This window comes from Alsobacter sp. KACC 23698 (assembly GCF_045348435.1).
In the GTDB taxonomy this organism is placed as follows: domain Bacteria; phylum Pseudomonadota; class Alphaproteobacteria; order Rhizobiales; family Beijerinckiaceae; genus Alsobacter.
Map to the genome: position 1 here is coordinate 934,016 of NZ_CP157484.1, position 15,905 is coordinate 949,920.

Genomic DNA, 15,905 nt, shown 5'->3' on the forward strand with positions numbered 1-15,905 from the left:
AGGAGGGCCCGATGCGCCCGCTTTCGCCCACGCTTTCGGCCCGCCTCGCCGAAGGCGCGACGACGCTCGCCCGCTGCTGGAAACTGATGCGCCGCGACGGCGTGACCCAAGGCTTCACCGACCACGACCGCGACCTCTCCTTCGGGGGCGTCGTCTACGCCGCCTCGACCGGGCTGGAGGCCGCCGACACTGAAAGCCAGCTCGGCTTCGCGGTGGGCGGCGGCGACGTCGCGGGGGCGCTCTCATCCGCCAGCCTCGACGAGGCAGACCTGGCCGCCGGCCGCTACGACGCGGCCGCCGTGGAGGTCTGGCTCGTGGACTGGTCCGACCCGGCCTCGCGGGTGCTCCTCGACGTCTATGTCATCGGCGAGGTCCGCCGCACGCCCGGCGCGTTCGTGGCCGAGCTGCGCGGCCTGGCGCAGCAGCTCGACACGCCGCGCGGGCGGACGTTCCAGCCGGCCTGCTCGGCCGATCTGGGAGATGCCCGCTGCGGGGTCGACCTCGCCCTCCCGGCCTGGCGCGCCACCGGCGCGGTGGAGGCGACGGACGGCGCGTCCGCCCTGGCGTCCTCCGCCCTGCAGGCTTTCCCGGATGCGTTTTTCACCGGCGGGCGCTTGACGTTCACGTCGGGCCCGAACGCCGGATGGGGCTCCGAGGTGAAGGACCACCGGGCCACGGCCGGCGCGGGCGAGGTCCATCTGTGGCGGCCTTCGGGCGACCCGATCGCCGCCGGGCACGCGTTCGCGATCACGGCGGGCTGCGACAAGCGCCTGGCGACCTGCGCGGCGCGCTTCGACAACGTGGCCAATTTCCGCGGCTTCCCGCACATGCCCGGCAACGACTTCCTCCTCCGCGTCGCCCGCAACGGCGACGTGGCCATGGACGGCGGGAGCCTGTTCCGGTGAACCCGTCGGGCCAGGACGCGCTTGGCCGCGCCATCGTGGCGGAGGCCCGAAGCTGGATCGGCACGCCCTACGTCCATGGAGCGAGCCTGAAGGGGGCAGGGTGCGACTGCCTGGGCCTCGTGAGGGGCGTCTGGCGCGCCCTCCACGGCGAGGAGCCCGAGCCGACGCCGCCCTACTCGCCCGACTGGGCGGAGGCGACGGGCCGGGACGTCCTCACGCTGGCGGCCGAGCGCCATCTCGCCCGCGTCCCGCTGGACCGCGCGGAGGCCGGCGACGTGCTGCTGTTTCGATGGCGGGCCGGCGCGCCCGCCAAGCATCTCGGCGTCGCCACGGGCGGGGGCCGGATGGTCCACGCCCATGACGGCGCCCGGGTCTGCGAGGTCGCGATCGGCGTCTGGACGCGGCGCTTGAGCGGCGCCTTCCGGATCCCCGCACGCCGCACGCCCCTCGACGAAGGACGGCTCGACCCATGACCACTCTCATTCTCCAGGCGGCGGGGTCCGCCATCGGGACCGCGCTGGCCGGACCCATCGGCGGCGCGATCGGGCAGGCGCTCGGGGCGGCCTCCGGATCGGCCATCGACGGCGCCCTGCTCGGCGGCTCGGGCCAGAAGCATGTCGAAGGCCCGCGCCTGAAGACGCTGGCGGGGCTGGGCTCGACCGAGGGCGCGCCCATCGCGCGCGTCTACGGCCGGGCCCGCATCGGCGGCGAAGCGATCTGGGCCACGCGCTTCGAGGAAGTGGCCTCGACCGCCAAGAGCGGCGGCGGGAAGGGGATCGGCGGCGCCGGCGCGTCCGCCAGCACGCAGACCTATTCCTATTACGCCAACCTGGCAGTCGGGCTCTGCGAAGGCCCCATCGCCTTCGTGCGCCGGATCTGGGCGGACGGGCGCGAGCTGGACCAGACGACCCTGTCGATCCGCGTCCACCGCGGCGTCGAGGACCAGGATCCCGACCCGCTGATCGTCGCCAAGGAGGGCGCGGACCAGGCGCCGGCCTATCGAGGCCTCGCCTATGTGGTGTTCGAGCGGCTGCCGCTCGCGCCCTTCGGAGATCGCGTGCCGCAATTGAGCTTCGAGGTGGTGCGCCCCGTGGCCGGCCTCGGCGCGCGCATCCGCGCGGTGGACCTCATCCCGGGCGCCGGCGAGTTCGTCTACGCGCCGGACCTCGTCACGCGCGAGGCGGATTTCGGCGTCACCACGCCCGAGAACCGCCACGTGCTCACGCACGCCAGCGATTGGGCCGCCTCGCTCGACGCGCTGCAGGCCCTGTGCCCCCGGCTGGAGAGCGTCGGGCTGGTGGCGGCGTGGTTCGGCGACGACCTGCGCGCCGGGCGTTGCACGATCGCGCCGCGGGTCGAGGGGAAAGGGCGCTCCCATGCCGGCGTGGAGTGGGCGGCGGCGGGCCTGAAGCGCCAGGACGCGCGGCTGGTTTCGCTGGTGGACGGGCGCCCCGCCTATGGCGGCACGCCCTCCGACGCCTCCGTGATGGCGGCGATCCGCGACCTGAAGGCGCGCGGCCTGAAGGTGATGCTCTACCCCTTCGTCATGATGGACGTGCCTGCCGGCAACGCGCTGCCCGATCCGGCGACCGGCGCTCCGGGACAGCCGCCCTATCCGTGGCGCGGGCGGATCACGTGTCATCCCGCCCCGGGCGTTGCGGGCACGCCGGACGCCACGCCGGCCGCCGGAGCCCAGATCGCGGCCCTGTTCGGGGCCGCGCGCCGCGAGGACTTCTCCGTGACGGAGGCAGGCGTGGCCTATGCGGGGCCGGACGAATGGTCGCTGCGCCGACAGGTGCTGCACTACGCCCACCTGGCCGCCGCGGCCGGCGGCGTCGACACGATGCTGATCGGCTCCGAGCTGGTCGGCGTCACCCGCACGCGCTCGGCACTCGGCGTGTATCCGGCCGCGGCGCTCCTCGCCGCCCTGGCGGCGGACGTCAAGGCGGTGGTCGGCCCGGCGACGAAGGTCGTCTACGCCGCGGACTGGACCGAATACGGCGCTCATGTTCCGGCGCCCGGCGAGCTTCGCTTTCCGCTGGATCCGCTCTGGGCGTCGCCCGCCATCGACGCGGTGGGGGTGGACCTGTGGCAGCCGATGGGGGACTGGCGCGACGCGCCCGGCCACCGCGACGCCGCGCTGGGCCGCAACGCGGCCGACCCCGCCTATCTGGCCGCCAACGTCGCCCGCGGGGAGGGGTACGACTGGTATTACGCCGACGACGCCGGCAGGGCCGCGCAGGCCCGCCTGCCGATCACGGACGGAGCCTATGGCGAACCGTGGGTGTTTCGGCCCAAGGACTTCGTCAACTGGTGGGCTCGCCCGCATGTGGAGCGGACGGGCGGCGTCGAGGCGGGCGCTCCGACCGCCTGGGTCCCGCAATCCAAGCCGATCCTGTTCGTCGAATGCGGCTGCCCGGCCGTCGACAAGGGCGCCAACGGACCGACCGCCTTCCCCGACCCGAAGTCGATCGAGGGTCGCGCGCCGCCCTTCTCGCGCAACTTCCGGGACGATCTGATCCAGGCGCGCGCGGTCTCCGCCCTGCTGGCCCATTTCGACCCGGCGTCGCCGGGCTTCGATCCCGCCGACAATCCGGTCTCGCCCCTCTTTGGCGGCCGCATGGTGGATCCGACCCGGATCCATGTCTGGGCCTGGGACGCGAGGCCGTTCCCGGCCTTTCCGGCCCTCTCCGGCGTCTGGAGCGACGCGGCGAGCTGGGAGAGGGGGCACTGGCTCACCGGCCGCCTCGAAGGCGCGGCGCTCGACGAGCTGGTGGCCGCGATCCTGGAGGACTGGGGCGCGCCGGCCCCGGGGCGCATGACGGTCGACGGCTTCGTCGACGGCTACGTGGTCGACCGTCCCCTGAGCGCCCGCGCGGCGCTCGAGCCGCTCGCGGCGCTGTTCGGGTTCGACGCGGCCGCGACCGGGGGCATGCTGTCCTTCTCGGGCCGTCAGGCGCAGCCCGTCGCGACCCTGACGGAGGACGACCTCGTCCCCGACCGCGACGGCGCGACGCTGCGCCTGACCCGGGCGCAGGATTCGGACCTGCCGGGCGAGCTGACGCTGGGCTTCATCGACGCCGACGGCGACTACGCCCGCGCCAGCGTCATGTCGCGCCGGCTCGAGGGCGCCAGCCGGCGGGAGAGCCAGACCGAGATCGCCGCGGCGCTGCCGCGCGCCGCGGCGGCCCGGCTCGCCGACATGGCGCTCTACGACGCCTGGGTGGGCCGCGAGACGGTCCAGTTCGGGCTGCGGCCGGGATGGCTGGCGCTGGAGGTGGGCGATTGCGTCCGGCTGCCGGTCGACGGGGCCGCGCGGCCCTTCCGGATCACCCGCATCCGGGACGCCGAGCAGCGCGACGTCACGGCCCGGGCCGTCGAGACCGGGACCTACGACCCGCCGCCGCGCGCCGGCCCTGTCCAGCCCAGTCCGGCGCCCAGCATCGCGGGGCGGCCCTTTGCGGTCGTGGTCGACCTGCCGCTCGCGCGCCAGGAGCCCGCCATGCTCCAGGCGCTCGCGGTGACGGCCGAGCCCTGGCCGGGGCGTCTGGCCGTTTGGCGCTCCAGCGACGGCGGCGCGTTCGAGGCCGTGGCCTTCGCCGACCGACCCTGCGGGCTGGGCCGCCTCATCGCCCCGCTCGCGGCGGGGCCGCTCTGGCGCTGGGACGAGGCGGCCGAACTGCGCATCACGCTCGGGTCCGGCGCCTTGCCTGACCCGTCCGACGCCGCCGCGCTGGCGCAGGCGACCCTGGTCGGCGTGCAGGGCGCGGACGACGCCTGGGAGGCGCTGTGCTTCGCCAGGTCCGAGCTGATCGGTCCCGGCCGGTGGCGGCTCTCGCGCCTGATCCGGGGGGTCGGCGGCTCGGAGGCCGCCGCGGCGCGCCCGGCTCCGGCCGGCTCGCTGGTCGCGCTGCTGGATTCGGCGCTGACGCCGCTCGGCGTGGGAGCGGCCAGTCTCGGCCGGGCCTACTCCTACCGGGTCGGCCCCGCCTCGCGCGGCAGCGACGACGCAGCCGTCACGGCCTTCTCGGCGAGTCCGGGCCCGGCCGCGCTGGCCTGCCTCTCTCCGGTCCGCGCACGGGCGACGCGCACGCCCGGCGGCGTCGGGCTGAGCTGGATCCGGCGGGGACGCATCGAGGCCGACGCCTGGGAGCCGGTCGAGATCCCGCTCGGCGAGGAGGCCGAGGCCTATGCGGTCGAGATCCTGCGCGGCGGCCAGGCGGTCCGGACGCTGGACTGCGCCGCGCCGCGCGCCCTCTACGCGGCGGCCGACGAGCTCGCCGACTTCGGCGCCGCCCAGACCCGCCTGGCGGTCCGCATCGCCCAGGTCAGCGCGGCCGTCGGCCGCGGCGCGGCGCTGACCGCCGACCTCCCCATCCTCTGAGCCGCATCGCGAGGCGAACATGACCGACACATCCCGGCTGGGGCTGCCCTATCTGGCGGCCGCCCAGGCCCAGAAGCACGTGACCCACAACGAGGCGCTCCAGATCCTGGACGGCCTGGTGCACTGCGCCGTGCTGGAGCGCGAGCGGAGCGCGCCGCCCGCCGCGCCTCAGGAGGGCGACCGCTACCTGCTGTCGGCGACGCCGGCCGGCGCCTTCCAGGGCCATGGGGGCGCCTTGGCGGCCTTCGACGACGGCGCCTGGCGCTTCCTGGCGCCGCGGGCCGGATGGCGCGTCTATGTCGTGTCCGAAGGGCGCTTGAGGGTCTTCGACGGCGCCGCGTGGCGCGACTTCGACGAACTCGCGCGACGCCTCGCCGGCCTGGAGAGCCTGGGCCTGGGCCTGGGCGCCGCGCCGGACGCCGCGAACCCCTTCGTGGCCAAAATCAACAACGCCCTGTTCACGGCCAGGACGGCCGCCGAGGGCGGCACGGGCGACCTGCGGGTGAAGCTGAACAAGAGCGCCGCGGCCGCCACGGCCTCGCATCTGCTCCAGTCCGGCTTCGAGGGCAGGGCCGAGACGGGGCTCGTGGGCGACGATCGCTGGCGGCTGCGCGTCTCCGCCGACGGCGCCGTCTGGCGCGACAGCATCAGCGCCGATCCGGCGACCGGCGCGGTCAGTTTCCCGTCCGGTGCGGCGGGCCTGCCGCACGCCTTCAGGAACCTCGTCGTCAATGGCGACTTCGCCATCTCCCAGCGGGGGCCGGGCCCGTTCACCATCGCGGCGGCTGCGGTCTTCGGTCCCGACCGCTGGCTGCTGCAATCCGCCGCCGGAGCGACCGGGACCCTCGCGCGGACGCCCTTCGCGCCAGGCCAGACCGAGGTCCCCGGGGCCCGCTTCTTCGCCACGCTCTCGATCGCCGCCGCCGCCGCTGCGCCCCTTCCTGAACTCCAGACCCGGATGGAGGACGTGGCGGCGCTCGCCGGGCGTGCGGTCGTCGTGTCCTTCTCTTACCGGACGGCCTCCGCCGGCTTCGCGGCCGACCTTGCGCAGGCGTTCGGAGCCGGCGGGAGCCCCTCGGTCACGGGCCTGGGGCTGACCCCGCTTGCGGCCTCTCCCACGTGGCGGCGCCAGACCATCCGGCTGACGCCGCCGGACCTCGCCGGCAAGACGGTCGGGCCGGGCTCCTTCCTGTCGTTTCGCGTGTTCAGGTCGGCTGCCGGAGCAGGGGCGATCGACATCGCCGACGTGCAGGTCGAGGAGGGCTCGGCCGCGACGCCTTTCGAGCGGCGTCCGCCCGCCGTCGAGACCGTCATGGCCCGGCGCTTCTTCCGCCGGACGGCGGCGGCCCAGAACCCCGCCGACCTCGCCTTCGAGATGCGGGACGCGCCCGTGGCGTCGGGGACCGGCCCCTTCGACTACTCCGCCAAACTGTGAGGGGCGCGATGCAGGACGATTTCGAACGGGCCGTGGCGCTCGTCTTCGGGCTCGAGGGCGGCTACGTCTCCCACCCGCTGGATCCAGGCGGCCCCACGCGCTTTGGCGTCACCAAGGCGGCGCTGGCCCTCGCCCGCGGCAGGCCGGTCTCCGACGCCGACGTGATGACGCTCGGCCAGGCCGAGGCGAAGCAGATCTACCGCGCCCGCTACTGGGACGCGGTCCACGCCGAAGCGTTGCCCGCCGGAGTGAATCTCGCGGTGTTCGATTGCGCCGTGAACTCCGGTCCCGGCCGGGCTCTGGCCCTGCTCCGGCAGGCGCTGGCGCTGCCCCGCTCGGACGCGTCCGACGCCGCCATGCTGGAGGCCGCCCGCCGGGCCGATCCGGCCGGGCTGATCTCCGAGGTTTGCCGCCTCAGGCTGCGCTTCCTTCAGCGCCTGCCGACCTGGCCCGTCTTCGGCCGCGGCTGGACGAGGCGCGTCGGCCTCATCGAACGCGAAGCGCTGGCGATGGCCGGCGTTTCGGTCCGCCCGCCCGCGTCGGGCGGCGGTCCCGCACAGGAGAGCAAAGCCATGGACCTCGTCAAACCCATCCTCCAGAGCCGCACGGTCTGGTCCAACCTGATCGGCCTTGCGGCCGTCAGCCTCTCGGCCCTCGGCTTCGACACCTCGCAGCTGGACGCCGGAAAATTCGCCGACACCAGCCTGCAGGTCGTCGCCGGCCTCAGCTTCATCGCCTCCACGGCGTTCCGGATCGTGGCGACGCGCCGCCTGAGCTGATTCGGGCTGGGCCCGGCGGCGAATTGTCGCCGGGCTCATTCAGCCCCGGTTCAGGAACGATGCCGCTTCCTACCCGCGATGGCACAGTTTTCCTGGATCATGATGGCGGCCGTTGCGGTCGTTGCGACATATTCCCTGTCCGCCGCGCGGGCCTCCGAATCCGAAGTGCCGAAGCTGGTGGGGTGCCTCGGCGAGAGCGAAATTCGCGAGGAGGTCGCCGCCAAGCGCGTCGTGCCGCAGGTCTCGGCCTTGCGGGCCGCCCGCGGCGCCTTGGGCGGGGAGGCGGTGCGCGCGCGCCTCTGCCGGCACGACGGCGGGCTCGTTTACGCCATCACGGCCTTGAAGCGGGACGGAAGGGTCGTCAGGGTGTATGTGGACGCCCAGACCGGCAAGGTCATGGGATCGCGCTGACCCGAACCGACCAAGGATGACATCGTGCGCCTGCTCGTCGTCGAGGACGACAAGGACCTGAACCGCCAGATCGTCTCCGCGCTGGAACAGGCCGGATACGCCGTCGACCGCGCCTTCGACGGCGAGGAAGGCTGCCATCTGGGCGAGAACGAACCCTATGACGCCGTGATCCTGGATCTTGGCCTGCCCAAGCTCGACGGGGTCGGAGTGCTCCAGGCCTGGCGCCGCGCCGGCAAGGCGATGCCGGTGATCATCCTCACCGCGCGCGACCGCTGGAGCGACAAGGTGCAGGGCTTCGATGCGGGCGCGGACGACTACGTCACCAAGCCTTTCCACATGGAGGAGATCCTCGCGCGGGTGCGCGCCGTACTGCGCCGCGCCGCCGGGCACGCCACCAGCGAACTCGTATGCGGGCCCGTGCGGCTCGACACGCGGGCGGGACGCGTCACCGTGGACGGCAATCCGGTGAAGCTGACGTCCCACGAATACCGGCTGATGGCCTACCTCATGCACCATGTCGGGCGCGTGGTGTCCCGCACGGAGATCGTCGAGCACCTCTACGACCAGGACTTCGACCGTGACTCCAACACCATCGAGGTGTTCGTCGGCCGGCTCCGCCGCAAGCTGGGCGTCGACGTGATCCAGACCGTGCGTGGACTCGGCTACGTCCTTCAGGCGCCGACCGGCCAGCCATGACGCCCCGGCGGCGCGAGCGGAGCGCCTGATGGTCCTGCGCCGCTACTCCCTCCGCAAGCGCCAGTCCATCGCGACGCGGCTGTTCGTGTCGTCCGCGGCCTGGAGCCTAGCCATCCTGCTGGTGGCGGGGGTGATCCTGTCCACCATCAACCGGCGCACGACCGAACACGCCTTCGACGAGCGGCTGCACGTCTATTTGAAATCGCTGGTGGCGGACGTCGCGTCCCCGAACGACAGCGAGCGCTCCGACCCCTACAGCCTGGGCGAGCCGCGCTTCGACCTGCCGCTTTCCGGCTGGTACTGGCAGATCACCCGCATCGATCGCGACGCGCCCGACATCAAGGGCTCGACCTCCCTGTTCGGGGGCCGCCTGCTGTCGCTGGCGGCCAGCAACGTCAAGGCCAAGGCGGGCGAGCTTCGCGAGGGCTACGCGACCGGGCCGGACGAACGGCGCCTTCGCATGGTCGAGCGGGTCATCGATCTGGGCGAGGACGGCAAGTTCCTGATCCAGGTGGCGGCCGACGCCGGCGAGATCGAGGCGGCCATCGACAGCTTCCGCTGGGCGCTGGGCCTCACCTTCACGCTGCTCGGGTTGGCGCTGGTGGCCACCACCGTGTTCCAGGTCCGCTTCGGCCTGCTGCCGCTGGCCCGGCTCTCGGCCGGCGTGGGCGCCATCCGCAGGGGCGAGGCGGATCACGTCTCCGGCGAGTTCCCGGACGACATCGCTCCAGTCGCCTCGGAGGTGAACCTGCTGATCGATTCCAACCGCGAGATCCTTGAACGCGCCCGCACCCAGGTGGGCAACCTCGCCCATGCGCTGAAGACGCCGCTCAGCGTCGTCATCAACGAGGCCGCCGCCGAGGGAGGCCCGCTCGCCGCCAAGGTGCAGGAGCAGGCGGCCATCATGCGCGACCAGGTGAACTGGTATCTCGAACGCGCCCGCGCGGCCGCCCGGGCCGGCTCCGTCGGCGCGTCGACGGCCGTGGAGCCGATCGTGGACGGCATCCTGCGCACGGCCGCCAAGATCCATGGCGACCGCGCCATCGTGTTCGACGGCGAGGTCGCGCCCGACACGCTGTTCAGGGGCGAGCGCCAGGACATCGAGGAGATGATCGGCAATCTGGTCGACAATGGCGGCAAGTGGGCGGCCACCCACGTCCATGTCGACGTGCGGCCGGCGGACCCCAAGGACGGCCGGATCTACCTGCGCATCCAGGTGGACGACGACGGGCCGGGACTCCCCAAGGAAGCCTGGACCAGCATGCTGCGCCGCGGCGCGCGCCTGGACGAGTCGAAGCCCGGCTCCGGCCTCGGGCTGTCCATCGTGTCGGACCTCGCCACCCTGTATGGCGGCGCCCTCGTGCTGGGCGCGTCGCCGCTGGGCGGATTGCGGGCCGAACTGACGCTGCCGGCCGCCTGAGCGCCCGCGTCCGTACGCATCCGGATGCCGCAGGGGCGCGAATTGGCGTGACGCCGAGGCCAAGGCCCGGTAATCGAACGACATGCTCGTCTGGATCATCATGGCCCTGATGACCGGCGCCGCCGTGTTCGCTGTCATCGGGCCGCTCGGCCGCGACCGGCCCGCCCCGGAGGCTTCGCCCGAAGCCGCCACCGACGCGCTTTTCTATCGCTCGCAGATCGCCGACATCGAGCGTGACGCAGAGCGCGGCCTCATCGAGCCGGCCGAGGCCGAGACCGCCAAGGTGGAGGCGGCCCGTCGGTTGCTGGCCGCGGCGCGGCGCGGCCAGAGCGATGGAAAGCCCTCCACGGCGCAGGGACGCCGCCGGCTCGCCTCGGCGCTCGCTTTGGTCGGGGTGCCGCTCCTCAGCCTGGGGCTCTATCTGGGCCTCGGCAATCCCAACATCGCCGACCAGCCCCTGAGGGACCGGGCGGCGAAATCCGGCTCGGAGCTCGGCATCGACCAGGCGGTGGCCAAGATCGAGGAGCACCTCGCCGCCAATCCCCAGGATGGACGCGGCTTCGAGGTGGTCGGCCCGGTCTATATGAGCCGAGGCCGCTACGACGACGCGCAGCGCGCCTTCGAGAACGCCATCCGCCTGCTGGGCGAGAACGGCGAGCGATTCGAGAAGCTCGGCGAAGCGCAGGTCGCCTCCGCCGAGGGCGTCGTCACGGCGGCGGCCCGCCAGAGCGTCGAGAAGGCGCTCTCGCTCGACCCGAAGCTCGTGAAGGCGCGGTTCTACCGGGCGCTCGCTTTCGAGCAGGACGGGGCGATCGACCAGGCCCTGGCCATCTATGGCGAGCTCGCCAGCGAGGCGCCTCTCGGCAGCCCCGTGCGGATCCGCCTGAACGAGAAGATCGCTTCGCTGGGCGGCTCGCCGCCGGACCAGCCGACCGGCCCCGCGGCGGACGCCATCGCGTCCATGCCGGCCGGCGAGCGCCAGGACGCGATCCGCTCCATGGTGGCGGGTCTGGACGCGCGGCTTGCGGCGAATGGCGCGGATGTCGAAGGGTGGTTGCGGCTGGTCCGCTCCTATATGGTCCTGGGCGAGCCCGCGAAGGCGCGAGACGCCCTGGCGCGCGCCCGGGCGTCGCTGGCCGGCGACGCTCCCGGCCTCGGCCGGATCGAGGCGCTGGGCCGGGAACTGAAGATCGAAGGCTCCTGACGCCATGACCCGCAAGCAGCGCCGTCTCTCCCTGATCGCCCTGGCGCTCGCCGTTTTGGGAACGGCGGCCGGGTTGGTGCTCTTCGCCCTCAACGACAGCATCGTGTTCTTCTACGGGCCCACGGACGTCGTCGAGAAAGCGATCAAGCCCGGCACGAGGTTCCGCATCGGCGGGCTGGTGAAGGAAGGCAGCATCCAGCGCGGCCCGGACCAGACCGTGCGCTTCGAGGTCACCGACACCAACCGCGCCGTCCCGGTCACCTATCAGGGCCTGCTGCCCGACCTGTTCCGGGACGGGCAGGGCGTGGTCGCCGAAGGCGCGCTCCAGCCCTCCGGCGAGTTCAGGGCCGACAGCGTCCTCGCCAAGCACGACGAGAACTACATGCCAAAGGAGGTCGCCGAGGCCCTGAAGAAGCAGGGTGTCTGGCAGCCTTCCGCCGCCTCCGCAGGCTCGGCCGCCAAGCCGGCTTCGGCCGAAGCCAAACCGGGATCGTGACCATGATCGTCGAACTCGGACACTACTCCCTGGTGCTGGCCCTGGCCCTTTCTCTGGCGCTGGCGGCCGTCCCCGCCTGGGGCGCGCGCACCCGCGACGCGGCGCTGATGAGCGTCGCGCGCCCGGCCGCCTTCGCGATGTTCGGCTTCGTGGCGCTCGCCTTCGCGGCGTTGACGGCGGCCTATGTGGGATCCGACTTCTCGGTCCTGAACGTCGTGCAGAACTCGCATTCGGCCAAGCCGCTCGCCTACAAGATCTCGGGCGTCTGGTCGAACCACGAAGGCTCGATGCTGCTCTGGGTGCTGATCCTCGCCATCTTCGCCGCTTTGGTGGCCTGGCGCGGCGCGGCGATGCCCGTGCGCCTGCTGGCCTATGTGCTATCCGTCCAGGGCGCCATCGCGGCGGCGTTCCTGCTCTTCATCCTGATCACCTCCAACCCGTTCGCCCGCGTGCTGCCGGCGCCGTTCGAGGGGCAGGGGCTCAACCCGATCCTGCAGGACCCCGGCCTCGCCATCCATCCGCCGCTCCTCTATCTCGGCTATGTCGGGTTCTCGATCGCGTTCTCCTTCGCGATCGGCGCGCTTCTGGAGGGCCGCATCGACGCGGTCTGGGCGCGCTTCGTCCGGCCCTGGACGCTGCTGGCCTGGATGTTCCTGACGCTCGGCATCGCGATGGGCTCCTACTGGGCCTATTACGAACTGGGGTGGGGCGGCTGGTGGTTCTGGGACCCGGTCGAGAACGCCTCCCTGATGCCATGGATCGCCGGCACGGCGCTGCTGCACTCCACCGTGGTGATGGAGAAGCGGGATTCGCTGAAGGTCTGGACGATCCTGCTCTCGATCCTGGCGTTCTCGCTGTCGCTGATCGGCACCTTCCTGGTGCGGTCCGGCGTGCTCACCTCCGTCCACGCCTTCGCCAGCGACCCCTCGCGCGGCGTGTTCATCCTGTCCATCCTGGTGTTCTTCATCGGCGGCGCCCTGACGCTGTTCGCGTGGCGGGCCCCGATGCTGCGCCAGGGCGGACTTTTCGCCCCCATCTCGCGCGAAGGCGCGCTGGTGTTGAACAACCTGTTCCTGGCCGCCTCGTGCTCGGCGGTGCTGATCGGCACGCTTTATCCGCTGGCGCTCGAGGCGCTGACCGGGGCGAAGATTTCGGTCGGTCCGCCCTTTTTCGAGGCGACCGTGCTGCCTCTCGCGACGCCGCTCCTGCTGCTCGTGCCGGTGGGCCAGTCGCTGGCCTGGAAGCGGGGCGACCTCGCCGGGGTGGCGCAGCGCCTGTCCGCCACCTTCGCGATCGCGGTCGCCGGGACGATCGCGGTGTTCGCGTTCACCCGCGGCGGACCCGTCGCCGCGCCGCTCGGCGTGGGACTGGGCTTCTGGCTGATCCTGGGCTCCGCCACCGAGGTGATCACCCGCTCCCGCCGGGCCGGCGCCTCCGTGGCGACCGTCCTGCGCCGCGCCGCCGGCCTCCCGCGCTCGGCCTGGGGGACGGCCTTGGCGCATGCCGGCATGGGCGTCACGGTGATCGGCATCTCGGCCACGGCCTGGGGCGTCGAGCGCATCGCCACCCTGAAGCCGGGCGACGGACTGGATGTCGGCCCTTATAGGGTCGCCCTTGAGGCGGTCGTGCCCCGCAACGGGCCGGATTACCGCGAGACGGCGGCGCTGCTCTCCGTCCGCCGCGACGGCGCGCCCGTGGGGGTGCTGGAGCCCGGCAAGCGCATCTTCGCCGGGCGCACGATGCCGACCTCCGAAGCCGGCCTGCTGACGGTCGGCCTCGGCCAGGTCTACGCCAGCGTGGCCGAGATCGAGCCTGACGGGCGGGTCGGCGTCCGGCTCTACTGGAAGCCGTGGGTGCTGCTGATCTGGCTCGGCGCGGTCGTCATGGCCGCAGGCGGAGGGCTTTCGCTAGCCGACCGCAGGGCGAGGGTCGGCGCACCGGTCCGGCGGGCCGCGCCCGCCGCGCTCCCAGCGGAATGAGCACGATGCGCGCGCGCGCCGTCGCGATCTCGCTGCTGGCCGTCCTGGCCACGGCGCCGGCCTTCGCCGTGAACCCCGACGAGGTGCTGCCGGATCCAAAGCTCGAAGCTCGCGCTCGGGCCCTGTCGTCGGAACTGCGCTGCCTCGTCTGCCAGAACCAGTCCATCGACGACAGCGACGCGCCGCTGGCCCGCGACCTGCGGGTCATCGTGCGCGAGAAGCTGAAGGCCGGCGCAGGCGACGACGAGATCAAGCGCTTCCTGGTCGACCGCTACGGCGAGTTCGTGCTGCTGCGGCCGGCGCTGTCGCTGCATACCGCCCTCCTGTGGGGTGGACCCTTCCTGGTGCTGCTGGGCGGCCTCGTGGTGGTCTGGTCGCAGGCGCGGCGGCGCAGGCCGGGATCGCCGTCGCCGCTCAGCGTCGAGGAGCGGACCGCGCTGGAGCGCATGACAGGCCCAGGTCCGGGCGCCTGACCGGCCGCCGCCAACCTTTCCAAAGTTTCATGATCCCGTGACGGCGCCGTAAGCCGCCGGCCCCCATCTTCCGCTCCACAGGTTCGGGGAAGCCCCCCAGTCCAGACCTCAGGAGCAGATCGATGTCCCAGCAGACGAATTCCCCCAAGCGCCGCCTGTCGGTCCGCGCCGGCCTCCTGGCCGGGGCCTGCGCGATCGCGGTCGTCGGCGCCGGCGCGGCTCACTATTCCGATTTCCCCACCGCCGTCGCGAACGCGCAGACGCAGGCCCCCTCGGCGCAGCCGATGGCCGGCCCGCCGTCCTTCGCCGACACGGTGCAGCGCGTGAAGCCGGCCGTCGTGTCCGTGAAGGTGAAGGTCGAGAACGTCAGCGCGGGCTCGGGCGAGATCGCCGGCGGCGGTGACGACGAAGACGGCGGCGTCCAGGGCCTGCCGCCGAACCTGCCCCCGCAACTGCGCGACTTCTTCCGCCAGTTCGGCCAGCCCAACGGCCGCGGCGCCCCGCAGCGTCCGCGCGGACACCAGTTCGCGCAGGCCCAGGGCTCCGGCTTTTTCATCACCCCGGACGGCTACATCGTGACCAACAACCACGTCGTGGAACACGGCGTCGAGGTGGCGGTGACGATGGATGACGGGCGCACGCTCGACGCCAAGGTGATCGGGACCGATCCCAAGACCGACCTGGCGTTGCTCAAGGTGAAGCAGCCCGGAACCTACCCGTTCGTGAAGTTCGCCAAGGGCCAGCCGCGCGTCGGCGACTGGGTGATCGCGGTCGGCAATCCGTTCGGCCTCGGCGGCACGGTCACGGCCGGCATCGTCTCGGCCCGCGGCCGCGACATCGGCTCGGGCCCCTATGACGACTACCTGCAGATCGACGCGGCGGTGAACCGCGGCAACTCGGGCGGCCCGACCTTCGACATGAACGGCGACGTGGTCGGCGTGAACACCGCGATCTACTCGCCGTCGGGCGGCAATGTCGGCATCGCCTTCGCGATCCCGACCGAAGTCGCCGCGAATGTCGTGGAGTCGCTGAAGGACAACGGCTCGGTGGCGCGCGGCTTCATCGGCGTGCAGATCCAGCCGGTGACGCCGGAGATCGCCGACAGCCTCGGTCTGAAGGAGCCCAAGGGCGCCCTGGTGGCCGAAGCGCAGCGCAATGGCCCGGCCGCTGAGGCGGGCGTCAAGGCGGGCGACACCATCGTGGCCGTCGACGGCGACAAGATCGCCGGTCCGAAGGAGCTCTCGCGCCGGATCGGCGCCATGAAGCCGGGCGACAAGGCCGACCTCACCGTGATCCGCGACGGCCGAGAGCAGAAGGTCACCCTGAAGCTGGCGGCCCTGCCGAACGACCGCACCGCCCGCGCGGATGCGCAGGACGATGCGGGCGGCCCGGCTGCGGGCGGCTTCGGCCTCTCGCTGGCGCCGGCCCGCTCCGTGCAGGGTTCGGGCGGCCAGGGCGTCGTGGTCACAAAGGTCGATCCCGACGGCCCCGGCGCCGAGCAGGGCCTGAAGCAGGGCGACGTGATCCTGGAGATCGGCGGCCGCGCGGTGGCCGATCCCGCCGAGGTCAAGCAGGCCCTCGCCGACGCCCGCAAGGACGGCAAGAAGGCCGTGCTGATGCGCCTGAAGAGCGGCAAGGACACCCGCTTCGTCGCGCTCGCCTTCCCCAAGAAGGACGCGCGCGGCTGATCCGGACTCGCTGACCCGATCGGCGCCGGCGGCTT

At 72.8% G+C, this 15,905-nt stretch carries 13 protein-coding genes; all 13 read left to right on the plus strand.

Annotation, left to right across the window (positions count from 1 at the left end):
* Positions 1-11: 11 nt before the first annotated feature.
* The 13 genes from ABEG18_RS04305 (at position 12) to ABEG18_RS04365 (ending at position 15,870) form a co-directional block, all read left to right on the plus strand.
* Positions 12-905: a DUF2163 domain-containing protein gene (locus tag ABEG18_RS04305; protein ID WP_406856863.1), complete on the plus strand. Its 894-nt coding sequence runs from the start codon at positions 12-14 to the stop codon at positions 903-905.
* A complete protein-coding gene (locus ABEG18_RS04310; protein ID WP_406856864.1) occupies positions 902-1,378 on the plus strand; it encodes an NlpC/P60 family protein in 477 nt (158 codons plus the stop codon). Before ABEG18_RS04305 ends, ABEG18_RS04310 begins: the two co-directional genes overlap by 4 nt.
* Positions 1,375-5,289 carry a glycoside hydrolase/phage tail family protein gene (locus ABEG18_RS04315; RefSeq protein ID WP_406856865.1) on the plus strand — a complete coding sequence of 1,305 codons (3,915 nt, stop codon included), beginning with the start codon at positions 1,375-1,377 and terminating at the stop codon, positions 5,287-5,289. The genes ABEG18_RS04310 and ABEG18_RS04315 overlap by 4 nt, the downstream gene beginning before the upstream one ends.
* A 19-nt stretch (positions 5,290-5,308) precedes the next feature.
* Positions 5,309-6,724 (plus strand): DUF2793 domain-containing protein, encoded by a 1,416-nt coding sequence (locus ABEG18_RS04320; RefSeq protein ID WP_406856866.1) that lies wholly within the window; start codon positions 5,309-5,311, stop codon positions 6,722-6,724.
* An 8-nt stretch (positions 6,725-6,732) separates the two neighbouring features.
* The gene (locus ABEG18_RS04325; RefSeq protein ID WP_406856867.1) at positions 6,733-7,503 is read left to right on the plus strand and encodes a glycoside hydrolase family 108 protein; all 771 of its coding nucleotides are present in this window, start codon (positions 6,733-6,735) and stop codon (positions 7,501-7,503) included.
* A gap of 99 nt (positions 7,504-7,602) precedes the next feature.
* A complete protein-coding gene (locus ABEG18_RS04330) occupies positions 7,603-7,914 on the plus strand; it encodes a PepSY domain-containing protein (protein WP_406856868.1) in 312 nt (103 codons plus the stop codon).
* 24 nt (positions 7,915-7,938) lie between these two features.
* Complete coding sequence (locus tag ABEG18_RS04335; protein ID WP_406856869.1) at positions 7,939-8,610, plus strand: response regulator transcription factor; 672 nt, start codon at positions 7,939-7,941, stop codon at positions 8,608-8,610.
* 28 nt (positions 8,611-8,638) lie between these two features.
* Entirely contained in the window at positions 8,639-10,030 is a 1,392-nt protein-coding gene (locus tag ABEG18_RS04340) for a sensor histidine kinase (protein WP_406856870.1), read from the plus strand.
* Positions 10,031-10,112: 82 nt separating this feature from the next.
* Positions 10,113-11,234 carry a c-type cytochrome biogenesis protein CcmI gene (gene ccmI, locus ABEG18_RS04345; protein WP_406856871.1) on the plus strand — a complete coding sequence of 374 codons (1,122 nt, stop codon included), beginning with the start codon at positions 10,113-10,115 and terminating at the stop codon, positions 11,232-11,234.
* A gap of 4 nt (positions 11,235-11,238) precedes the next feature.
* Entirely contained in the window at positions 11,239-11,730 is a 492-nt protein-coding gene (gene ccmE, locus ABEG18_RS04350; protein WP_406856872.1) for a cytochrome c maturation protein CcmE, read from the plus strand.
* Positions 11,731-11,732: 2 nt separating this feature from the next.
* A complete protein-coding gene (locus ABEG18_RS04355) occupies positions 11,733-13,709 on the plus strand; it encodes a heme lyase CcmF/NrfE family subunit (RefSeq protein WP_406856873.1) in 1,977 nt (658 codons plus the stop codon).
* Positions 13,706-14,182: a cytochrome c-type biogenesis protein gene (locus ABEG18_RS04360; RefSeq protein WP_406856874.1), complete on the plus strand. Its 477-nt coding sequence runs from the start codon at positions 13,706-13,708 to the stop codon at positions 14,180-14,182. The genes ABEG18_RS04355 and ABEG18_RS04360 overlap by 4 nt, the downstream gene beginning before the upstream one ends.
* A 122-nt stretch (positions 14,183-14,304) precedes the next feature.
* Positions 14,305-15,870, plus strand: a complete 1,566-nt coding sequence (locus ABEG18_RS04365; RefSeq protein WP_406856875.1) for a Do family serine endopeptidase — start codon at positions 14,305-14,307, stop codon at positions 15,868-15,870.
* Positions 15,871-15,905 lie beyond the last annotated feature (35 nt).

Coding starts and splice junctions, on each gene's coding strand:
- ccmE (WP_406856872.1), top strand. CDS start 11,239: ATGACCCGCAAGCAGCGCCGTCTCTCCCTGATCGCCCTGGCGCTCGCC.
- ABEG18_RS04325 (WP_406856867.1), top strand. CDS start 6,733: ATGCAGGACGATTTCGAACGGGCCGTGGCGCTCGTCTTCGGGCTCGAG.
- ABEG18_RS04330 (WP_406856868.1), top strand. CDS start 7,603: ATGATGGCGGCCGTTGCGGTCGTTGCGACATATTCCCTGTCCGCCGCG.
- ABEG18_RS04355 (WP_406856873.1), top strand. CDS start 11,733: ATGATCGTCGAACTCGGACACTACTCCCTGGTGCTGGCCCTGGCCCTT.
- ABEG18_RS04340 (WP_406856870.1), top strand. CDS start 8,639: ATGGTCCTGCGCCGCTACTCCCTCCGCAAGCGCCAGTCCATCGCGACG.
- ABEG18_RS04320 (WP_406856866.1), top strand. CDS start 5,309: ATGACCGACACATCCCGGCTGGGGCTGCCCTATCTGGCGGCCGCCCAG.
- ABEG18_RS04305 (WP_406856863.1), top strand. CDS start 12: ATGCGCCCGCTTTCGCCCACGCTTTCGGCCCGCCTCGCCGAAGGCGCG.
- ABEG18_RS04315 (WP_406856865.1), top strand. CDS start 1,375: ATGACCACTCTCATTCTCCAGGCGGCGGGGTCCGCCATCGGGACCGCG.
- ABEG18_RS04365 (WP_406856875.1), top strand. CDS start 14,305: ATGTCCCAGCAGACGAATTCCCCCAAGCGCCGCCTGTCGGTCCGCGCC.
- ABEG18_RS04360 (WP_406856874.1), top strand. CDS start 13,706: ATGAGCACGATGCGCGCGCGCGCCGTCGCGATCTCGCTGCTGGCCGTC.
- ccmI (WP_406856871.1), top strand. CDS start 10,113: ATGCTCGTCTGGATCATCATGGCCCTGATGACCGGCGCCGCCGTGTTC.